Source organism: Methylobacterium sp. BTF04 (assembly GCF_010692745.1).
Lineage (GTDB): Bacteria > Pseudomonadota > Alphaproteobacteria > Rhizobiales > Beijerinckiaceae > Methylobacterium.
This window is the reverse complement of record NZ_JAAHTB010000045.1, coordinates 1-19,077: the sequence shown is the minus strand read 5'-3', so window position 1 is coordinate 19,077 and position 19,077 is coordinate 1. Positions and strand designations below refer to the sequence as shown.

Sequence of the window (19,077 nt, the reverse complement as noted above, 5' to 3'; positions counted from 1 at the left end):
ATGATCCTGACCCGCACCGTCGAGCGCCTGACTCCCTGGCTCGTGCCGATCGCGATCCTGCTCGGCTGGCAGGCGGCGGCCGCCACCGGCCTCGTCTCGACCCGGTTCATGCCGGCGCCGTCCGACGTGGTCGCGGCGGGCTGGCGTGCCGGCGCCAGCGGCGAACTCTGGACCAACCTCTGGGTCAGCTTCGCCCGGGCCGCCACCGGCTTCCTCATTGGTGGATCGATCGGTTTCGCGCTCGGCCTCGCCAACGGCCTGTCGCAGCTGTCCGAGCGGCTTACCGACACCACGCTGCAGATGGTGCGCAACATCCCCCACCTGTCGCTGATCCCCCTGGTGATCCTGTGGTTCGGCATCGATGAGGGCGCCAAGCTGTTCCTCGTCGCCATCGGCGTGTTCTTCCCGATCTACGCCAACACCCTGCACGGCATCCGTTCGGTGGACCCGCAGCTGGTTGAGATGGGCCGGGTCTACGGCATGTCTCGCACCAGCCTGTTCACCCGCGTGGTGCTGCCGGGCGCGCTGCCCTCGATCTTCGTGGGCCTGCGCTACGCGCTCGGCATCATGTGGCTGACGCTGATCGTCGCCGAGACGATCTCGGCCTCGTCGGGGCTTGGCTACATGGCGATGCAGGCGCGCGAGTTCATGCTCGTCGACGTCGTGGTGCTGGCCATCGTCATCTATGCCGGCCTCGGCAAGGCCGCCGACGCCGTCACCCGCCTGCTGGAGCGCAGGTTCCTGGCCTGGAACCCGGCCTACCGGAATGCCTGACGCCCCGTTTTCCAGTTCCTCGAGCCGGCGGCCCCCAAAGCCATGATCGCGACTGCCCTGCGCCTCCACGACGCCATCACCATCCCTGCCCGCGAAAGGCCCGCCCGCGAAAGCCCCGCCCGCGAAAACCCGGCCTTGCGGAGCGCCCGCGCGGAGCCCGCCCGGAACGCCGGTGGGATCGGCATCACCGTGCGGGACCTGACGAAATCCTTCGACAGTCCTGCGGTCATCGCAGGGCTCGACCTGCACGTCCCGGCGGGCCAGTTCGTCGCCATCGTCGGTCGCTCGGGCTGCGGCAAGAGCACCCTGCTGCGGCTGATCCTCGGCCTGGAAACCCCCACCGCCGGCCGCATCGACCTCGAATCCGCGTCGGCCCGGCTGCCGCCCAAACGCATCATGTTCCAGGAGCCGCGGCTGCTGCCTTGGGCGCGGGTCGTCGACAACGTGGCGGTGGGCCTCGGTGAGACCGGCACGAAGGCCGAGCGCCGGGTCCGGGCGCAAGCCGCGCTCGCCGAGGTCGGCCTTACCGAAAAGGCGGCCAACTGGCCGGCGACCCTGTCGGGCGGCCAGCGCCAACGCGTGGCGCTGGCCCGGGCGCTGGTTAGCCGCCCCGGCCTGCTGGCCCTCGACGAGCCGCTCGGCGCGCTCGACGCGCTCACCCGCATCGACATGCAGGCGATGATCGAGCGGATCTGGCGGGCGCAAGGGTTCACCGCGATCCTGGTGACCCATGACGTCGCCGAGGCCGTCGCCATGGCCGATCGCATCCTGGTGGTGGAGGCGGGCCGCATCGCCCTCGACGTCAAGGTCGAGGTGCCCCGCCCCCGCCGGCGGGGCGATGCCGACCTCGCGGCGCTCGAAGGCCGCATCCTCGATCACCTGCTCGGGGAACGCGCGCCGGCCTGAGGGCCGCCGCTGTCGACCCCGCTCAAAACTTCGGAGACATTCATGACCGCTCAGACCGACGTGCTCTGGTTCCTGCCGACCCACGGCGACGGCCGCTATCTCGGTGCGTCCGAGGGCGCCCGCGACGTCTCGCTGCCCTACCTGCGCCAGATCGCGCAGGCCGCGGATGAGCTCGGCTATTACGGGGTGCTCCTCCCCACCGGCCGCTCGTGCGAGGATTCCTGGGTGGTGGCCTCGGCGCTGGTGCCGCTGACCAAGCGCTTGCGCTTCCTCGTGGCCGTACGGCCCGGCCTGCAGGAGCCGGCCATGGCCGCCCGCATGGCCGCGACGCTGGACCGGATCTCCGATGGGCGCCTGCTCATCAACGTCGTCACCGGCGGCGACCCGGTGGAGCTGCGCGGCGACGGCGTCTTCCTCGACCACGACGAACGCTACGTCGTCACCGACGAGTTCCTGCACATCTGGCGCGGGCTGATGGCCGGCGAGACCGTGAGCTACGCGGGCAAGCATCTGAAGGTGGAGAACGGCCGGGTGATCTTCCCGCCCGTGCAGAAGCCCTATCCGCCGCTCTACTTCGGCGGCTCCTCGCCGGCCGGCATCGCCGTCGCGGCCGAGCATTGCGAAGTCTACCTGACCTGGGGCGAGCCCCCGGCCGGCGTCGCCGAAAAGATCGCGACGGCGCGCGCAGCGGCGGCGCGAAAGGGCAAGACGTTCTCGTACGGCATCCGTCTCCACGTCATCGTGCGCGAGACCGAAGGCGAGGCCTGGAATGCCGCCGAAAACCTGATCTCCCGCCTCGACGACGACACCATCGCGCGGGCGCAGGCCACCTTGAAGCGCCAGGATTCCGTCGGCCAGAGCCGGATGATGGCGCTGCATGGCGGTGACCGCACCAAGCTCGAAGTCTCGCCCAACCTCTGGGCCGGGGTCGGCCTCGTGCGCGGCGGCGCCGGAACCGCGCTGGTCGGCTCGGCGGATCAGGTCGCCGACCGGATGAAGGAATACATCGATCTCGGGATCGATCGTTTCATCCTGTCCGGCTACCCGCACCTGGAGGAGGCCTACCGCTTCGCCGAACTGGTCTTCCCGAAGCTGCCCCTCAAGAGCACCACCGGCGTGCCCCCGAACAACGCCCGCAACGACGGACCCTTCGGCGAGGTCATGGCCAACGACATCGTGCCGAGCCGGCGTATCTCCGCCCACTGAACGACGTCTCCCTGTCGGAACGACGGACGGCTCTTCCCCGGCGCATCCGACCTCGCATCAGTCATTCCGGGGCTGCGGAGCCGCGTCCGGACTGACGCATTCACGCACCCCAGGAGGCCTCCATGCTGCGCGCCACCCCCCGTCTCCTTGCCATCCAGCCGCCGAACCTTCGGCGCGCCTGGGCCGTGCTCACCGCCCTCGCGATCCTTTTCCTCGGCTCGGTCCATTCGCGCGCCGACGAGAAGGTGATCCGCATCGGCTACCAGAAATACGGCACCCTGGTGCTGCTGAAGGGCAAGGGGCTGCTGGAGCAGCGCTTGAAGCCGCTCGGCTACCGGGTGACCTGGGCGGAGTTCCCGTCGGGGCCGCCGCTGCTCGAGGCGCTCAATGCCGGTGCGGTGGATCTCGGCTCGGCCGGCGAGGCTCCGCCGATCTTCGCGCAGGCCGCCAACCCGGACTTGCTCTACGTCGCCCATGAGCCGGCCGCCCCGAAGGGCGAGGCGATCCTGGTGGCCAAGGATGGCCCGATCCGCTCCGTGGCCGACCTGCGCGGCAAGCGCGTCGCCCTCAACAAGGGCTCCAACGTCCACTACTTCCTGGTGAAGGCGCTTGAGCAGGCGGGCGTGCCCTACGAGGCGATCACGCCGACCTTCCTCGGCCCGGCCGACGCCGCAGCGGCGTTCGCCGGCGGTGCCGTCGATGCCTGGGCGATCTGGGACCCCTACCTCGCCTCCGGCGAGCGCAGCACCGGCGGCCGCATCCTGGTCGATGGCACCGACCTCGTGCCCAATCGCCAGTTCTACCTGTCGACCAAGCCGTATGCCGCCGCGAACGGCCCGGCTCTGGACGCCACGCTGGCGGCGATCGGCGAGATCGACGCCTGGGCCAAGGACAACACCGATGCGGTGGCAGCCGAGCTCGCCCCCTCGGTGGGCATCCCGGCGCCGATCCTGACGGTGGCCCTGCGGCGCCTGACCTACGGCGTGACGCCGCTGAACGCCGCGGTCATCGCCGACCAGCAGGCGGTGGCCGACAGCTTCCATCGCCTCGGCATGCTGCCGAAGCCCCTCGACGTCGCCTCGGCGGTGCGCAAGCCGGGAAGCTGACCGGACGCTTCCCCGAACCCCGCGACGCGGGCGCCTACGGTCAGCGCGGGTTTTGCCAGCCGGTGGGCGCCGTGGAGGCCTTCGCCGGCCCGGCTTCGCCCGTCCTGGGGACGCTGCCGGTGCGGATCGGCTCCGGCGCGCGGGCCGCACCGTTCCGCTCCTCGGCGACCCGGACCTTGGGGGCCATCGCGGCGCGCGCCCGCACCGACCGGGCCCGGCGGACGCGGCGCGGCCGGGCGCGCTCCGAATTCGACCCGACGACACCGCCGATGATACCCCCGACCACCGCGCCCACCGGTCCGGCGATGACCGCGCCGGCCACCGCGCCGGTGCCGACGCCGACCGTGGTGTTGCTGGCCGCCATTGCGCCGTGCGGCACGGCGAGTGCGCCGGCCAGCAACAGGCCAAAGGTCATTCTCTTCATCGCCGACATCATCCCCTGATTTCGCTCAGGGTCTCTGGCCGCCGACCATGACGAAATCTAGGCCGCATGGCAGGAGCGACGGCGTTTCGCGGCCGCGGCCGGCCCCGTGACTTCGCGGTGCTTTGCAGGGCGCTGCCGTCAGGAGCGTCGCCGCTCGCGCGAGGCTTCCTCCGCGGCGACCTGCGATTGCTGGATCGCGACGCGGCTGCGCACGCCCCGGCTCGCCAGCAGCATCTCGAACCCGAAGGCGATCAGCGCCGACAGGGTGCAGAGGATCGCCAGGCCGAACAGCGCGAACAGGATGTTGGCCACCGTGGCGTCGCGCAGGGCGCCCACGAACAAGGTCAACGCCGCGCCACAGGTGGCGACGCCGCCGATCGCCCCGAGGATCACCGCCGTATCGAGGGCGATGGAGCGGCGGCGCAGATCGTCCAGGCGCCGGACCAGGCGCGGACGATCGGTTTCCACCGCGTCCTCGATGCCCTGGGAGATGCGCTCTTCCATGTCGGCGACGCGGGCGAGCCGGGTCCCGAAGACATTCAGCAATGTCGCGATGCCCGACAGCAGGAACACCGGCGTCAGCGCGATCTGGATGATGTGCGCCGTGCTGTCGAGGGAGATGGGTACGGCGGTGTCGAGCATGGGCGATCGGGTGCGAAAGGCCGGGGACAAAGGGCGGATGACCCGGGCGCCCCGGCACGCCGGAGGCCGGACATCATCCGGACCCCGTATCGGTGGGATCAGATGAAATCGGCCCCACGCGGTGTGTCGTGACCGAGGATGGCTTCCCGGGTCACGATGGCGCCGAGGCCGGCGATGAATGCCGTAGCGGCACAGACGGCGAGAGTGAAGGCTGCAAGGATCATACACCGTCTTCGGCGGTCGGCCTTAAGGGTCGGTTGACGAAATCGGCATCGGACGGCCCCTCCGCGCGGGAGCCGCGAAGTTTTTATCGGGCCAATCCACGAAAGATTTTACAGGAGGCGTCGCGTCGCATGGGCGTGGCGGCGGCACGGCGGGAGGCCCAGCGCCGCCGGGCGGGAGCCGGTCGGCTCCGCCCTCCCCACCACCGATCATGGCGTCGGAGGTTCGGCGCCGGGTGAGGTGCCCTAGTGCCCTGACAGAAAAGGGTTTTTGGCGTGTTCAGGTGGCCTCGTACCGGCGGCGGGCAAGGCTTGCGCCCGCTGGGGCTCCTTCGGGGCATCGGCATCTCTGGTCACGCTGGGGGACCGGAGAAAGCAAGCCGGCTCCCCTGCGGCGGAGGCGCAAACCCGGTATCCCGCGCCGCCGCCTGTGGACGGACTGCGTTGCAAGAGCGGATTCCCCTTGGAACGCTCGCGGCACCGCTTAGTTGTTGCAGCTATGCGCCAAGAGGCCACGGGCCGTGGGCGTAGCGGCGCTCACAGCCGAAATCCGGAGGAAGACCCCCATGGCAACCAAGACGACCCCCAAGACCGCCGAGAAGGCCGCAGAGAAGCCCGCCGAGAAGGCTGCGCCGAAGGCGGCCGCTGCCAAGACCGCCGAGAAGGCCGCTCCCGCCAAGGGCAAGAAGGTCGCTGCTCCGAAGGCCGAGGGTGCCAAGCCCAACGCGCTCCAGCAGCCGCTCAAGCCCTCGCCCGAGCTCGCCGCCGTCGTCGGCGAGGCTGCCCTGCCGCGCGGCGAAGTAGTCAGCAAGGTCTGGGAATACATCAAGAAGCACGAGCTTCAGAACCCCGAGAACAAGCGCGAGATCCTCGCCGACGACAAGCTGAAGAAGGTCTTCGGCAAGGACAAGTGCACCATGTTCGAGATGAACAAGCACCTGGCCGCCCACCTCAAGTCGGCCTGAGACGCGAAGCGACGGTGCGTGGCGCCGGGAGGGGTTGACCCTTCCCGCCACGCTGCCGGGCGCGGGCGGCGATCAGCCGGCGCTGGCCGCCCGGCGTGTCCGGCGCTCCACCTTCCGGGTCGCGGTCTCGTGCAGATGCGCCTCAATGGCGCCGTTGGCCCGAGCCCGCATCGCCCGCATCGCCTCGACGTCGTCGAAGGTTTCGGGAAAGCGCCGGGACAGCCACAGATAGGCGCTGGCGAGCTTCACCGTCCGTTCCTGATAGGCGAGTTCGCCCGATAGGTTGGCCCGCAGGGCCGCCACCGTAGTCCCGTTGGCGCGGGCCTGGGTCCAGCGCTCCAGCATCGCCATCGAGACCGGATCGCGCCGGTCCACCGGGCAGACCGAGAACGCGAACTTCTCCTGGATCGGCAGGCGTGCCTTGTCCACCGTGCGGGCCACTTCCAGAATTTCCTCCAGCGCAGAGGGCTGGAACGGCGAGCCGGCATAGAAGGTCGCGCGGGCGAAATGCGCCAGCACCTCGCGCAGGCTGTCGGTGCGCATTTCCGCAGCCACCGAATTGATGGCGATGAGATCGGGGCGCACGAAGAAGCGCGTATCGGCCGCCGGCGCCGTGGGCGCGCCAGCCAGCGCCGCGCGGATCGGCTCCAGGCCGGTTTCGTCCACCGCCGCCACGAAGCCCTCGTCCTGGTGGCCGAAGCGGCCGGCCCGCCCGGCGATCTGGCGGATTTCCGAGTTGGTGAGTGCGCGCTCGCCGACCCCGTCCCATTTGCGCACCGCCGAGAACACCACCCGCTTCAGCGGCCCGAGGTTGAGCCCCATGCCGATGGCATCGGTGGTCACCAGCACGTCGGCCTCGCCATCGCGAAAACGCGCGGCCTCGGCCCGGCGGACCTCGGGCGAGAGCGCGCCGTAGATCGTCGCCACCCGGTGGCCGGCAGCGACGAGGATCTCGCGGTTCTCGTGGACCGCGCGTCGTGAGAACGCCACCACCGCGTCGCCCGGCGCCACCGCATCGAGGGGCACGGGGGCGTCCTGCAGCACCAGGGGCGTCTTGCGCACGAAGGTGACGACCTCCAGCGACTCGTTGGCGGCCTCCGCCGCGCGGCGGACATAGGCGAGGGCATCGTCCGAGCCGCAGACCACGAGGATCTTGGCTGGGATGCCGAACAGGGCGTTGGTCCAGGCCCAGCCGCGATCCGGGTCGGCGATCATCTGGATCTCGTCGATCACCGCCACGTCGACGGGGCGGATCAGGTCGGCGGTCTCGATGGTGCGGGCGGTGTGGGTGGGGTGGTCCTCGCCGAGAATCTCCTCGCCGGTGACCATGCCGGCGCGCAGGCCGCGCTCGGCCAGGGCCTCGTAATTCTCCAGCGCCAGCAGGCGCAGCGGCGCGAGGTAGGTGCCGGTGGGCGCGGCCCGGAGCAGTTCCAGCGCCGCGTAGGTCTTGCCCGAATTGGTCGGCCCCATGTGGAACACGATGCGGCGTCCGAGCCGGCGCGCCGCGGTAAACTTCTCGATGTAGGCTCCGAACCCGACCTGATCGCGCAGGCGGCGCAGGCCGGAATCCTCACGCGCCACGGTGCGGGCGCGCTGGCGGACCGTGCGCAGGGTGTCACCGAGGGATTGCGACAGGTTCGGCGACAGGGTGAAGGCGCGCGAGCGCAGGGACCGGTCGAGATTGTCGATGTAGGTGGCGGCATCCGCGCCGACCTCGCGTAGGTCGTCGCGGATCTGCTCGCGCAGGCGCTCCACCGCCCGGCGCAGGGTGCGGCCGGTCTGCGCCTGGGTCTCGGCGACGGCCGCCCGCAGGGTCTCCAGGCGCCAGGTTGGGTCGTTGCGGCGCGCCATCCCGTCGAGGATGCCGACCATGGCGCCGTCGGGCGCCACGTCGATCCGCACGTCGAGGCGCCCGTCGTCGAGGAGCGGCAGGCTCACCCGTACGCTCCAGACGAGCTGCCCCCGCGTCGCCGCGACCCGGAGGGCCGGCACCGACCTGCGCAGGGCCGCGACCCCGCCATCGCTGAAGGCGCTGCGGGCCTTCATTTCCCGCAAGGCCTTGGCCACCGGCGCATCCTCGACGAAGCCGCCGAATTCCGGCAGTCCGAGTTGGACCCGCAGGGCTTCGAGATCCACCGAACGCGGCGGCAGGCCGAGGCGGCGCACCGTCTCCAGCAGGATGTCGGTGGTGGCTTGGACGTGCTTGCGCGGCATGGGCCCACCTCGATCGAGACAGGCGCGCGCGAAGCCGGCGCCTGCTCGCCCTCAGCTGTGCGGCCCCGGCTCCAAAAAGCAATGTTTTCGCGCTGTGGGTTGTGGACGCGCCTTTGGATATGCGGCGATGCCTGATCGCGGCGCGGCGCGGCGCGGCCCGTGCGCCTGCGGGGCGGACATCGTCCGTCGGCCCTTCCGGCGGAAGCACCTGCAGCATGGTGCTTACGCGAAGCGTCCGCTTTCGCCCCGACCAAGCCGGTCGCAACGATCGGCATGGGACCCGGACGCAGCCGCCGTGGCGGTGAGACGCTGCCGGTAAAGCGCGCTCGGTCGCGCTGGTCTCGGCGGCGATCAAGCCTGTCCGGCGGCCTCGCGGATCAAGCGGGTGATCGCGTCGGGCTGTGAGATCAGCGACAGGTGACTGGCCTTCACTTCGATCGTCTTCGCGCCCATCCGCTTGGCCATGAAACGTTCGAGATCGGGGTCGATCGTCCGGTCCTCGGTGGAGACGGCATAGAAGCTCGGCTTGCTGCGCCAGGCCGCCTGCGTGGTCTTGCCGGTGAGCAGTGATTTCCGGAACGGCTCTTGGACCGCATACAGGACCTTGGCCTTCGCCTCCGGCAGGTCGCCCGCGAAGTCGCGCAGAAAGGCGGCCTCGCCGAGCCGCCCGTACTCACCGTCGAAGACGATGCCGGCGGTGGCAGGCGGGGTCGGAAACGTCTTGGCCAGGGCCGGGTAATCCTCGCCGGCATCCGGCGCCCGCGCCGCGACGTAGACCAGAGCCGTGACCTTGGGATCGACGCCGGCCTCGCTGACGATCATCCCCGCGAAGGAATGCCCCACCAGAACCGTCGGGCCATCCTGACGGGCAAGCACCCGCTGCGTCGCCGCCACCGCCTCGTCCAGCGTGGTCAGCGGATTCTGCACGGCAGTCGGGTTGAGGCCGGCGCTCTGCAACCGCGCGATCACCTCGGACCAGCACGAGCCATCGGCAAACAACCCGTGCACCAGCACCACGTTGCGGGCGGGCGGCGGGGTCTCGGCGGCCCAGGCCGGGCGTCGCGCGAGGGTGCCGGCGGCGGCCAGAATTCCAAGGACGGTGCGACGATCCATCATCGGTGTCTCCATCTGCTGGTATACCAGGTAAAGTCGGCCGATCGGGCCGGAAAGTCCAATCACGGTCGCGAAGGCGGGCCGCGCGTCACTGCCCCGCCCACGGCATCGCGGGCAATTCGCGCTCCAGAAAGCCGATCAGCGCACCGACCCGCGCCGGCCGCAATGCGCCCGGTGGCATCACCAGGTTGAGGGCGATGGCCGGGGGTGCCCAATCCGGCATCACCCGCTCCAGGCGCCCGGCCGCCAAGTCCTCCCAGATGGTGAAATTGGGCTGCACCGCGAGGCCGAGCCCGGCCCGCAGGGTCGGGGTGAGCGCATCGGCGTTGTTGGCGCGCAGGGGCCCGCTCGGTGTCACCACAGCCTCGGTGCCGTCCGCATGCCGGAAATGCCAGCGGTCCGGCGTCGGCAGGTAGGCGTAGCCGAGGCAGGCATGGCGGGCGAGGTCGGCCGGATGCTGCGGGCGGCCGTGCCTGTCGAGATAGGCGGGCGTCGCCACCAGCGAGCGCCGCACCCCGCAGAGGCGGCGCACCCGCAGGGACGAATCCGGCAATGCCGCGATCCGCAGGCCGAGATCGAACCCACCACCGACGAGATCGACGACGGCATCGGCGAGATGCAGGTCCACCGACACCTCCGGGTAGCGCGCCAGAAAGTCCGGTAGCAACGGCGCCACGTGGCCGATGCCGAACGACATCGGGACGGCGAGGCGGACCAGCCCGCGCGGCACAGTGGTGGTGGCCATGGCCAACGCTTCGGCGGCCTCGCCCTCGGCCAGGATGCGGGCGGCGCCCTCGCGGGCCTCGCGCCCCGTCTCGGTGAGGGACAGCCGGCGCGAGGTGCGGTGGAACAGGGCTGCGCCGAGCCGCGCTTCGAGCCGGCTCACCGCCTTCGAGACGGTGCCCTTGGACAGGCCGAGATCGGCGGCGGCGCGGACGAAGGAACCGGTCTCGGCGACCCGCGCGAAGATCGCCCAGGCCTCGAAGTCGGGAAGCCGCATCAGAGTGTTTCCGGAAACGATGGGTTTCCATCGTTTCCATTTATCGCGTGATGCGCAAGGTCCATATCCGGGATCACACCAGCCGCCAATGCCCATCGGGGCGATCGCGGCGAAGAGGAGATCCCATCATGTCCGATATCGGCCTCCACCACGTCACGGCGTTCTCCGGCCCGGCCGCCCGCAACCGCGATTTCTACACCCGGATCCTCGGCCTGCGGCTCGTCAAGAAGACCGTCAATTTCGACGATCCGGGCACCTATCACCTGTATTACGGCGACGAGACCGGCCGGCCCGGCACGATCCTGACCTTCTTCCCGATCGCGCAGGCCGCACCGGGGCGGGTCGGCGTCGGCGAGACGCAGGAGACCGCGTTCGTCGTGCCGCGCACCGCCATCGCGGCCTGGCTCGATCGGCTCGCCGCTCACGGCGTCCCGCACGACGTCCCGGTCCGGGCATTCGGCGACACGATCCTGCGCTTCACCGATCCGGACGGGATGGCGCTCGCCCTCGTGGGGACCGACGCGGCCGGCACCGCCCCGACCTGGACGGGCAGCGACCTCGCCCCCGAGCACGCGATCCGTGGCTTCCACGGGGTGACGTTGCGCCTGGCCGAGACCGCGCCCACGGCGGCGATCCTCACGGAGGTGTTCGGCTTCACCGAGGCCGGGCGCGAGGGCGCCGCGATCCGCTACGCCGGCACGGCCGGGCAGGGCGGTTTCGTCACCCTCCATGCGGCGGGCGAGGCGCCGCGCGGCCGGCAGGGCGCCGGCTCGGTGCACCACATCGCGTTCCGGGCGGCGGACGATGCCGCGCAAGCGGCGATGGTGGCGGCACTGACGGGCAAGCATGGCCTGGCGGTCACCGAACAGCGTGATCGCCAATACTTCCGCTCGGTCTACTTTCGCGAGCCCGGCGGCGTGCTGTTCGAGATCGCCACCGACATCCCGGGCTTCTCCGTGGACGAGCCGGTGGAGAGCCTCGGGACGGAGCTCAAACTCCCGGCCAACCTCGAACCGCACCGGGACCGGATCGCAGCCGTGCTTCCGGCCCTGGCCTGAACCGCCCTCACACCCGCCCATCGGGAGACCGACATGACCAGTCAGACACCTGTCCCCACCCATCCGGTCCTTGGCCTCACCCACCGGTTCGTGCCGGGGACCGACCCCCACCGTCCGCCGCTCCTTCTGCTGCACGGGACCGGGGGCGACGAGAACGACCTCGTCCCCCTGGGCCGCGCCATCGCGCCCGGCGCGGCGTTGCTGTCCGCGCGCGGGGCTGTGCTGGAGAACGGCATGCCGCGCTTCTTCCGGCGTCTGGCCGAGGGGGTGTTCGACGAGGCGGACCTGCGTCGCCGCGCCGGCGAGCTCGCCGACTTCGTCACCGCGGCGCGGACGGCCTACGGGCTGCCCGCACCGATCGCGGTGGGCTTCTCCAACGGCGCCAACATCGCGGCGGCGACCCTGTTGCTGCACCCCGGAACCTTCGCCGGCGCGGTGTTGATCCGGGCGATGGTTCCGTTCGCCGATTCACCGCCGGCGGATCTGGCGGGCTGCCCGGTGCTGATGCTGTCGGGGGCCTCCGATCCGATCGTTCCGGCCGGCAACGCACGGGCGCTGGCCCAGACGCTCACCGGACGCGGCGCCAGCGTCGACCACGTGGTGCTTCCCGTGGGGCACGGGCTGTCGCAGGCCGATATCGACCGGGCGACTCCATGGCTGGCGGGCTTGCGCAGCGCTTGAGCCCAACGCGGGATGGGAAGACCGGGAGAGCCCGGCCTTCCCATCGGCGTCGGCCGTTCCAGTTAAGGTGTATGCTGAGATACCGCACCGCCAAGCCCGTGCTCAAAGCCGCCGATCCGCACGAAATCCTGTCCCGGCCCGGTGCGCGCAAGATCATCAGCTGGAACCTGCTGCGGCGCGTCGGCGCCAACGTCGCCAGCATCGCGACGCTGATCGAACGCGAGAAGCCGGATCTCTTCCTGATGCAGGAGGCGACGAAGGACATCGCGGCCCTGCAGGCCAAGATCGGCGGAGATTATGCCTGGACGCCGCTGCCGGGGCGCATCCATGGGCTCGCCATGTGGAGCCCGGTGCCGTTCGCCCGGCCGCCCGAGGTCATCGACCTGCCCCATGGCGCGATGTTCGAGCGGATCTCGCAGATCCTCGATCTCGGCGAGTTCGGCGTCGCCAACGTCCACCTCTCGCACGGCCAGATGCTGAACCGGCGCCAGCTGCGCCGGATCGCCCAGAGCCTGCCCGCGCGCGGGGCGGTGATCGGCGACTACAACCTCGTCGGACCGACCCTGCTGCCCGGCTTCAAGGATGTCGGTCCGCGCCGGCCCACCCACCGGATGGGCAAGCTCGTGCCGCTGCGGATCGACCGCTGCCTCGTGCGCGGTCTGACCTGCCAGAGCCGGAGCGTCCTGCCGCGCGGGCTCTCCGATCACCGGCCGATCATCGTGCATCTGGCCCCCGACGTCGCGAGCCCGGCGGAGCGGCCGGTCAAAGGTATGGCAGCAATAGTCGGACGCCTGCGTCGCGCAGCCGGACGGGGAGGGCGCGGCCCCGCAAGTCCGCTTGGAGCAGGCGCACGTTCATCTTCTCTCGGATGAAGCGGGTGAGGCGGACCGCCAGGTCGGCGTCGTAGAGTTCGACGTTCAGCTCGAAGTTGAGCCGGAAGCTGCGCATGTCCCAGTTGGCGCTCCCCAGGAAGCACCATTGCTCGTCGACGACGAGGATCTTCGAGTGGTCGAAGGGAGGGTCGTCGAGCCAGATGCGGACCCCGCTTTCGATCAGCGGATCCACATGCGCCCGGGTCGCCCAATCAACAAAGTGGTGGTCGCTGGCGCGCGGGATCACGACGTCGACGGTGATGCCGCGCAAAGCCGCCAGCGCCAGCGCATTGGTGATGATCTCGCTCGGCAGGAAGTAGGGCGTCGCGAGGCGGATGCTGGTTTGCGCGCAGGCCATGGCCTGCATCACCACGATCTCGATCTTGCGGATGTCGGCGTCGGGCCCCGAGGTGACGACGCGGGCGAGGGTCTCGCCCGCGGGTGTGAGCGGCGGGAACCAGGCCTCGCCTTCCAGTTCTTCGCTCTCCAGCTCCTCGCCCATCACGAAGGCCCAATCGGCGGCGAACGCCGCGGCGAACTGCTCCACCACCGGCCCCTCGATCCGCAGATGGGTGTCGCGCACCGGATGCGGCGGTTGGGTCGCGACGCGGTTGGCCTCCGCGATGTTGATGCCGCCGGTGAACGCGATGCGTCCGTCGAGGATCAGCAGCTTCTTGTGGGTGCGCATGTTGAGGAACGGCATGCGCCAGGGCAGCGTCGCGTGCATGAACCGGCCCACCGGTACGCCGGCCTGGTGCAGCCGCCGGTAGATTCCCGGAAAGAAGTAGCCGCTGCCGATGCCGTCCACGAGCACCCGCACGTCGGCGCCGCGCGCCCGCGCCGCGATCAGCGCGTCGGCGAAGGTGCGGCCGGTGGCGTCATCGCGAAAGATGTAGCTCGACAGGGCCACCGAACGGGTCGCTCCGGCGATCGCCGCCAGCATGGCCGGATAGGCCGCATCGCCGTTGCGCAGCAGATGGACGCGGTTGCCCGCCTGCAGCGGCAGTTGCGTGATCTGTCGGACCGCGTGTTCGAGGGGCCGGAAGGCCGCCGGGACGGCGCCGGTGGACGGCTCCGCCGGTTGCCCCGCCACGGCCTGGTCCGATGGACGGGCTCCGAGCTTGCGCGCCCGGCGTGTCACGCGGTTGACGCCGAACAGGGCGTAGAGCGCGGCGCCGAACAGCGGCGACAGCCAGACGAGGCCGATCCAGCCGATGGCGCCGCCGACTTCGCGCTTGCGCAGCAGCACGTGGACCGTGACGGCGAGCGCGAGGGCGATCCCGATGAGCGCGAGGAGATCGGCCCGGATCACCGTGAATGCGCCGATCCACCGATGCACGATCTCTTCCACCGAAACTCCCACTCTGGCGACCTCGGCCGTGGATACGTGAAGACTGCCGCCGGGACCAAGCGGGACCTGTGCGCAACCAAGGGCGGGGCCTTGCCCGGCCCGCCGACGATTGACCGGACACGGCAAACAGGGTTGCTGTGCTCCGCACCCAGGAGCTGACGAACGATGACCGTGACGCACGTGCCGACGACCGCGTTTTCCGATCAGAAACCCGGCACCTCGGGCTTGCGCAAGAAGGTTCCGGTCTTCCAGCAGCCGCGCTACGTCGAGAACTTCGTCCAGGCGATCTTCGACACCATTCCCGAGCGCGAAGGCACCACCCTGGTGGTCGGCGGCGATGGGCGCTACCTCAACCGGCAGGTGGTGCAGACCACCCTGAAGATCGCCGCCGCCAACGGCTTTGCCCGCGTGCTGGTGGGGCAGGGCGGCCTGCTCTCGACCCCGGCCGCCTCCTGCGTGATCCGCAAGCATGGCGCGATCGGCGGCATCATCCTGTCGGCGAGCCACAATCCCGGCGGCCCGGACGGAGATTTCGGCATCAAGTTCAACACCGCCAATGGAGGCCCGGCGCCGGAGGGCATCACCGCCGCCATCTACGCGCGCACCCGCACCCTCACCGAATACCGGATCGTCGACGGGCCCGACCGCGACCTCGATGCGCTGGGCACCACCCGGATCGGTGACATGACCGTGGAGGTCATCGATCCGGTGGCCGACTACGCGGCGCTGATGCGTGACCTCATCGACTTCCCGGCGATCACCCGCCTGTTCGCCGCGGGCTTCCGCATGCGCTTCGACGCCATGAGCGCGGTCACCGGCCCCTACGCCAAGGCGATCCTCGAGGACACGTTCGGTGCGGCCCCCGGCACGGTGATCAACGCCGTGCCGATGGAGGATTTCGGCGGCCATCACCCCGATCCGAACCCGGTCCACGCCCACGAACTCTACGACCTGATGCAGGGGGCCGACGCGCCGGATTTCGGTGCGGCCTCGGACGGGGACGGCGACCGCAACATGATCGTGGCGCCGGGCCTGTTCGTGACCCCGAGCGACAGCCTCGCGATCCTGGCCGCCCACGCCCATCGGGCGCCGGGCTATGCCGCGGGGCTGGCCGGCATCGCCCGGTCGATGCCCACGAGCCGCGCGGCGGATCGCGTGGCCGCCTCCCTCGGCATCGCCGCCTACGAGACGCCCACCGGCTGGAAGTTCTTCGGCAACCTGCTGGATGCCGGGCTGATCACCCTGTGCGGCGAGGAGAGTGCCGGCACCGGGTCGAACCATGTGCGCGAGAAGGACGGTCTCTGGGCGGTGCTGATGTGGCTCAACATCCTGGCCGCCACCGGCCGCCCGGCGCAGGATCTGGTGCGCGCGCACTGGGCCGCGTTCGGGCGCGACTACTACACCCGCCACGATTACGAGGAGATCGATGCCGAGGCCGCCAAGCGCCTGATGGACGGTCTCCGCGCCCGACTCGCCGAGCTGCCGGGCCGCCGGATCGGCGACCTCACGGTGACCAGCGCCGACGATTTCCGCTACGTCGATCCCGTGGACGGCTCGGTCACCGAGCAGCAGGGCATCCGCATCGGCTTCGCGGAGGATGCGCGCGTGGTCTACCGCCTCTCGGGCACCGGGACCGCGGGCGCGACCCTCCGGGTCTATATCGAGCGCTACGAGGCCGCCCGCGACCGCCTGGAGCGCCCCGTGGCGGAGGTCCTCGCCTCCGCGGTGCAGGCGGCCGGCGAACTGGCCGACATCGCCGCGATCACCGGCCGCTCGGAGCCGAGCGTCGTCACGTAGGCGGGCGGGCCCGAGAGCCGGCTTGCTCCGCCGGGGCGACCTGCGGGGTCGCGCGGGTCCGGCTCAGCAGCAGCGTGAGCAGGCCGGCGGCGATCAGGAAGCCCGCGATCACCAGGAGGGCGAGGCCGAACTCTCCGGTGGCGTCCTTGATCCAGCCGATCAGATAGGGGCCGACGAAGCCGCCGAGGCCGCCGATCGAATTGATCAGCGCGATCCCGCCCGCCGCTGCGGTCCCGGTGAGAAGCGCGGTGGGCAGGGTCCAGAACGGCGGCAGGGCGCTGAAGACGCAGAGCGTCGCGACGCTGAGCGCCGTCATCGCCAGAACCGGCGAGGTCACGACGCTGGCGGCCCCGAAAGCCAGTCCCCCGACCAGGGCCGGGATGACCACGTGCCAGGTGCGCTCCATCGTGGCGTCGGAATGGCGGCTCCACAGCACCATGCCGATCGCCGCCACCGCGTAGGGAATCGCGGTCACGAATCCGGTCTCGAGCGTGGTCAGCCCGAACCCCTTCACGATCTGCGGCAGCCACAGCCCGATCCCGTAGAGCCCGGTGCTGACGCCGAAATAGACGAAGCTAAGTCCGATTACCTGCGGATGGAGCAGCGCCTGGCGCAGGCCGATCGTCTGGACCGCCGCGGTCTCGCGGCGATCGCGGGCGATCCGCGCGATGAGCCAGGCGCGTTCGTCGGCGCTCAGCCAGTGCGCGATCTCGGGGCGGTCGGTGAGAAAGGCCAGCACCGCCAAGCCGATGACGAGGCTCGGGGCCGCCTCGAGCAGGTAGAGCCACTGCCAGCCGGCGAGCCCGTGCGCCCCGTCGGTGACGGCCATGATCCAGGCCGAGAGCGGCGCGCCGACGATCGACGAGATCGGGATCGCCATCATGAAGGTGCCCACCACCTTGGCGCGCTGCTGCGAGGGAAACCAGTAGGTCAGGTAGAGGATGATTCCGGGAAAGAAGCCGGCCTCCGCCACCCCGAGCAGGAAGCGCACGAGATAGAACGACCACGCGCCGACGACGAAGGCGGTGGAGGCCGAGACCAGCGCCCAGGTGATCATGATACGGGCGATCCAGCGGCGCGCCCCGACCTTCTCCAGGATGATGTTGCTCGGCACCTCGAACAGGAAGTAGCCGAGGAAGAAGACACCCGCTCCGAAGCCGTAGACCGCCGCCGACAGGCCGAGATCGCGGTTCATGGTGAGTGCGGCGAACCCGACATTCACCCGGTCGAGGAAGGCCACGAAGTAACAGAGCATCAGGAACGGCAGCAGCCGCCAGAGCACCTTGCGGGGAACGGTCTCATTCATGGGCGCTGTTAGCACCGAGCGACGACCCACGCGAACGCGCTTGCGAGGACCGCAATGGGTGATGTGCGGTCATCGCGATGCCGACGCGCCGCTGAGAAAAGGCGGTTATGTATTTTGCAAACCAAGTCCTATTGAGGTACAACTTCGCCAGGAGTTCGCCGATGTCCGTTCTCAGCCAGCCCCAGTTTCATTGCGAGGAAGCCGCCTTTTCCTGGCTTGAGGCGACGCTGTGGCCGCAGGGCACGGTTTGCCCTCACTGCGGCGGCATGGGCCGGATCGGCAAGATCAAGGCGAACAAGGAAGCTCGTATCCGCAGCGGCCTTCACAAATGTGGCGACTGCAGGAAGCAGTTCACGGTGAAGGTCGGCACAGTATTCGAGCATGCTCGGCTCCCGCTCCACAAAATTCTGCAAGCTATGCATCTGATTTTCTCCTCCAAGAAGGGCATTAGCTCTCACCAACTCCATCGCATCCTTGAGGTCCAATACAAGACGGCGTGGTTCCTCTCTCACCGCATCCGCAAGGCCATGCGTGACGGCTCCTTGGCTCCCGTGGCTGGCGTCGACGGTATGTCCGGTGCTGGCGGCATCGGTGAGGCTGATGAGACCTTTATCGGTCGCGAGCCCAGCGTGCCGAAGGGCCGCGTATCACTACACGATAAAAGTGTGGTCTCTGCTCGATCGCGAGGCCAGCAAGGTGCGCTCTGTCGTCGTGGACGACACTGAGCCCGAGACCCTTCGACCGATTATCGAGGCCAACATCCTCAAAGAAGCCAGCCTATTTACGGATGAGTCCAGCACCTACACGAAAGTCGGCACGTTCTTCGCCGACCACCAGATGACAACCCATTTGGCCAAGGAGTACATTCGCGGCATCGTCCACACGACACCATGGAGGTCTGCTTCTCCGTCTTCAAGCTCGGCATGAAGGGCGTCTATCAGCACTGCGGCAAGCAGCACCTGCACCTGCACCTGCACCTCGCCGAGTTTGACTTTCGATACAACAATCGCGTGAACTTGGGCTGCGGTGACGTGGAACGTGCTTAGCGAGCGCTACGGGGCGCAGTCGGAGAGCGCCTCGCCTGGCGTACTTAAATAAGCAGAAAACGCCCGCAACGTTGATGATCGTTGCGGATCGCCACGCTGCAAAACTCGGAGGCAGATTCCGCTTAATCGCACACGAGCTCTATATACCGTATTTCAGGGGCCGTACCAATGACCGCAGACAGACCTAAAAAGCCTAAACCGCCCTCTAAGCTCGGCGTCGAAAAGCTGGCGCCTAGCGATGGCCTTACTCAATCCGAGCGCTTCATTAATGCCGCTCAGGAACTTGGGACCGATGATAGTCCCGAGCGGTTCGCTGAGCAGGTCAGGGGTTTGGCGAAACTGAAGCTTCCGTTACACCATAAAGATAGTACGAGTAATTAAGGATATCTTCTGAA

Annotated in this window: 17 protein-coding genes and 1 pseudogene; 10 read left to right on the top strand and 8 right to left on the bottom strand. The window is 69.4% G+C overall.

Annotated features, from left to right (window positions below; translation table 11 throughout):
- The 4 genes from ssuC to G3T14_RS19805 all read left to right on the top strand — a co-directional run bounded on the left by ssuC (position 1) and on the right by G3T14_RS19805 (position 3,992).
- Positions 1-774 carry an aliphatic sulfonate ABC transporter permease SsuC gene (gene ssuC / locus G3T14_RS19820; RefSeq protein WP_163644265.1) on the top strand — a complete coding sequence of 258 codons (774 nt, stop codon included), beginning with the start codon at positions 1-3 and terminating at the stop codon, positions 772-774.
- Positions 775-816: 42 nt separating this feature from the next.
- The gene (locus G3T14_RS19815; protein WP_163644264.1) at positions 817-1,680 is read left to right on the top strand and encodes an ATP-binding cassette domain-containing protein; all 864 of its coding nucleotides are present in this window, start codon (positions 817-819) and stop codon (positions 1,678-1,680) included.
- Between the two features lie 42 nt (positions 1,681-1,722).
- Positions 1,723-2,886, top strand: coding sequence for an FMNH2-dependent alkanesulfonate monooxygenase (gene ssuD, locus G3T14_RS19810; RefSeq protein ID WP_163644263.1), 1,164 nt, complete (start codon positions 1,723-1,725; stop codon positions 2,884-2,886).
- Positions 2,887-3,008: 122 nt separating this feature from the next.
- Entirely contained in the window at positions 3,009-3,992 is a 984-nt protein-coding gene (locus G3T14_RS19805; RefSeq protein WP_163644262.1) for an aliphatic sulfonate ABC transporter substrate-binding protein, read from the top strand.
- A 40-nt stretch (positions 3,993-4,032) separates the two neighbouring features.
- Here G3T14_RS19805 and G3T14_RS19800 read toward each other — a convergent pair whose 3' ends face one another.
- The 3 genes from G3T14_RS19800 to G3T14_RS25450 all read right to left on the bottom strand — a co-directional run bounded on the left by G3T14_RS19800 (position 4,033) and on the right by G3T14_RS25450 (position 5,282).
- A complete protein-coding gene (locus G3T14_RS19800; protein WP_163644261.1) occupies positions 4,033-4,416 on the bottom strand; it encodes a hypothetical protein in 384 nt (127 codons plus the stop codon).
- A 138-nt stretch (positions 4,417-4,554) separates the two neighbouring features.
- Positions 4,555-5,058, bottom strand: coding sequence for a DUF2721 domain-containing protein (locus G3T14_RS19795; protein ID WP_163644260.1), 504 nt, complete (start codon positions 5,056-5,058; stop codon positions 4,555-4,557).
- A 98-nt stretch (positions 5,059-5,156) separates the two neighbouring features.
- Entirely contained in the window at positions 5,157-5,282 is a 126-nt protein-coding gene (locus G3T14_RS25450) for a hypothetical protein (protein WP_281409831.1), read from the bottom strand.
- 563 nt (positions 5,283-5,845) lie between these two features.
- On the opposite strand from G3T14_RS25450, the gene G3T14_RS19790 reads away from it, so the two are divergent.
- A complete protein-coding gene (locus tag G3T14_RS19790) occupies positions 5,846-6,244 on the top strand; it encodes an SWIB/MDM2 domain-containing protein (protein ID WP_163644259.1) in 399 nt (132 codons plus the stop codon).
- Positions 6,245-6,316: 72 nt separating this feature from the next.
- Here the strand turns inward: G3T14_RS19790 and G3T14_RS19785 are convergent, their stop codons facing one another.
- The 3 genes from G3T14_RS19785 to G3T14_RS19775 all read right to left on the bottom strand — a co-directional run bounded on the left by G3T14_RS19785 (position 6,317) and on the right by G3T14_RS19775 (position 10,571).
- A complete protein-coding gene (locus tag G3T14_RS19785) occupies positions 6,317-8,458 on the bottom strand; it encodes a helicase-related protein (protein WP_163644258.1) in 2,142 nt (713 codons plus the stop codon).
- A 351-nt stretch (positions 8,459-8,809) separates the two neighbouring features.
- Positions 8,810-9,571 carry an alpha/beta hydrolase gene (locus G3T14_RS19780; RefSeq protein WP_163644277.1) on the bottom strand — a complete coding sequence of 254 codons (762 nt, stop codon included), beginning with the start codon at positions 9,569-9,571 and terminating at the stop codon, positions 8,810-8,812.
- Positions 9,572-9,659: 88 nt separating this feature from the next.
- On the bottom strand, positions 9,660-10,571 hold the full coding sequence (locus tag G3T14_RS19775; protein WP_163644257.1) for a LysR family transcriptional regulator: 912 nt from the start codon (positions 10,569-10,571) through the stop codon (positions 9,660-9,662).
- A gap of 128 nt (positions 10,572-10,699) precedes the next feature.
- Here G3T14_RS19775 and G3T14_RS19770 point away from each other — a divergent pair, with 128 nt between their 5' ends.
- The 3 genes from G3T14_RS19770 to G3T14_RS19760 all read left to right on the top strand — a co-directional run bounded on the left by G3T14_RS19770 (position 10,700) and on the right by G3T14_RS19760 (position 13,182).
- Positions 10,700-11,629, top strand: a complete 930-nt coding sequence (locus G3T14_RS19770) for a VOC family protein (RefSeq protein ID WP_163644256.1) — start codon at positions 10,700-10,702, stop codon at positions 11,627-11,629.
- A 33-nt stretch (positions 11,630-11,662) separates the two neighbouring features.
- Positions 11,663-12,310, top strand: a complete 648-nt coding sequence (locus G3T14_RS19765; RefSeq protein ID WP_163644255.1) for an alpha/beta hydrolase — start codon at positions 11,663-11,665, stop codon at positions 12,308-12,310.
- Between the two features lie 71 nt (positions 12,311-12,381).
- On the top strand, positions 12,382-13,182 hold the full coding sequence (locus G3T14_RS19760) for an endonuclease/exonuclease/phosphatase family protein (RefSeq protein WP_246733439.1): 801 nt from the start codon (positions 12,382-12,384) through the stop codon (positions 13,180-13,182).
- Here G3T14_RS19760 and G3T14_RS19755 read toward each other — a convergent pair.
- Positions 13,073-14,533 (bottom strand): phospholipase D-like domain-containing protein, encoded by a 1,461-nt coding sequence (locus G3T14_RS19755; RefSeq protein WP_163644254.1) that lies wholly within the window; start codon positions 14,531-14,533, stop codon positions 13,073-13,075. The two genes, G3T14_RS19760 and G3T14_RS19755, sit on opposite strands and share 110 nt — an antisense overlap.
- Before the next feature lie 165 nt (positions 14,534-14,698).
- Here G3T14_RS19755 and G3T14_RS19750 point away from each other — a divergent pair, with 165 nt between their 5' ends.
- Complete coding sequence (locus tag G3T14_RS19750) at positions 14,699-16,330, top strand: alpha-D-glucose phosphate-specific phosphoglucomutase (protein ID WP_163644253.1); 1,632 nt, start codon at positions 14,699-14,701, stop codon at positions 16,328-16,330.
- Here the strand turns inward: G3T14_RS19750 and G3T14_RS19745 are convergent.
- Positions 16,323-17,636 carry an MFS transporter gene (locus G3T14_RS19745; protein WP_163644252.1) on the bottom strand — a complete coding sequence of 438 codons (1,314 nt, stop codon included), beginning with the start codon at positions 17,634-17,636 and terminating at the stop codon, positions 16,323-16,325. The genes G3T14_RS19750 and G3T14_RS19745 overlap by 8 nt on opposite strands.
- Before the next feature lie 161 nt (positions 17,637-17,797).
- Here G3T14_RS19745 and G3T14_RS19740 point away from each other — a divergent pair.
- Positions 17,798-18,682 (top strand): annotated as a pseudogene (locus G3T14_RS19740) (IS1595 family transposase).
- Positions 18,683-19,077: the final 395 nt, after the last annotated feature.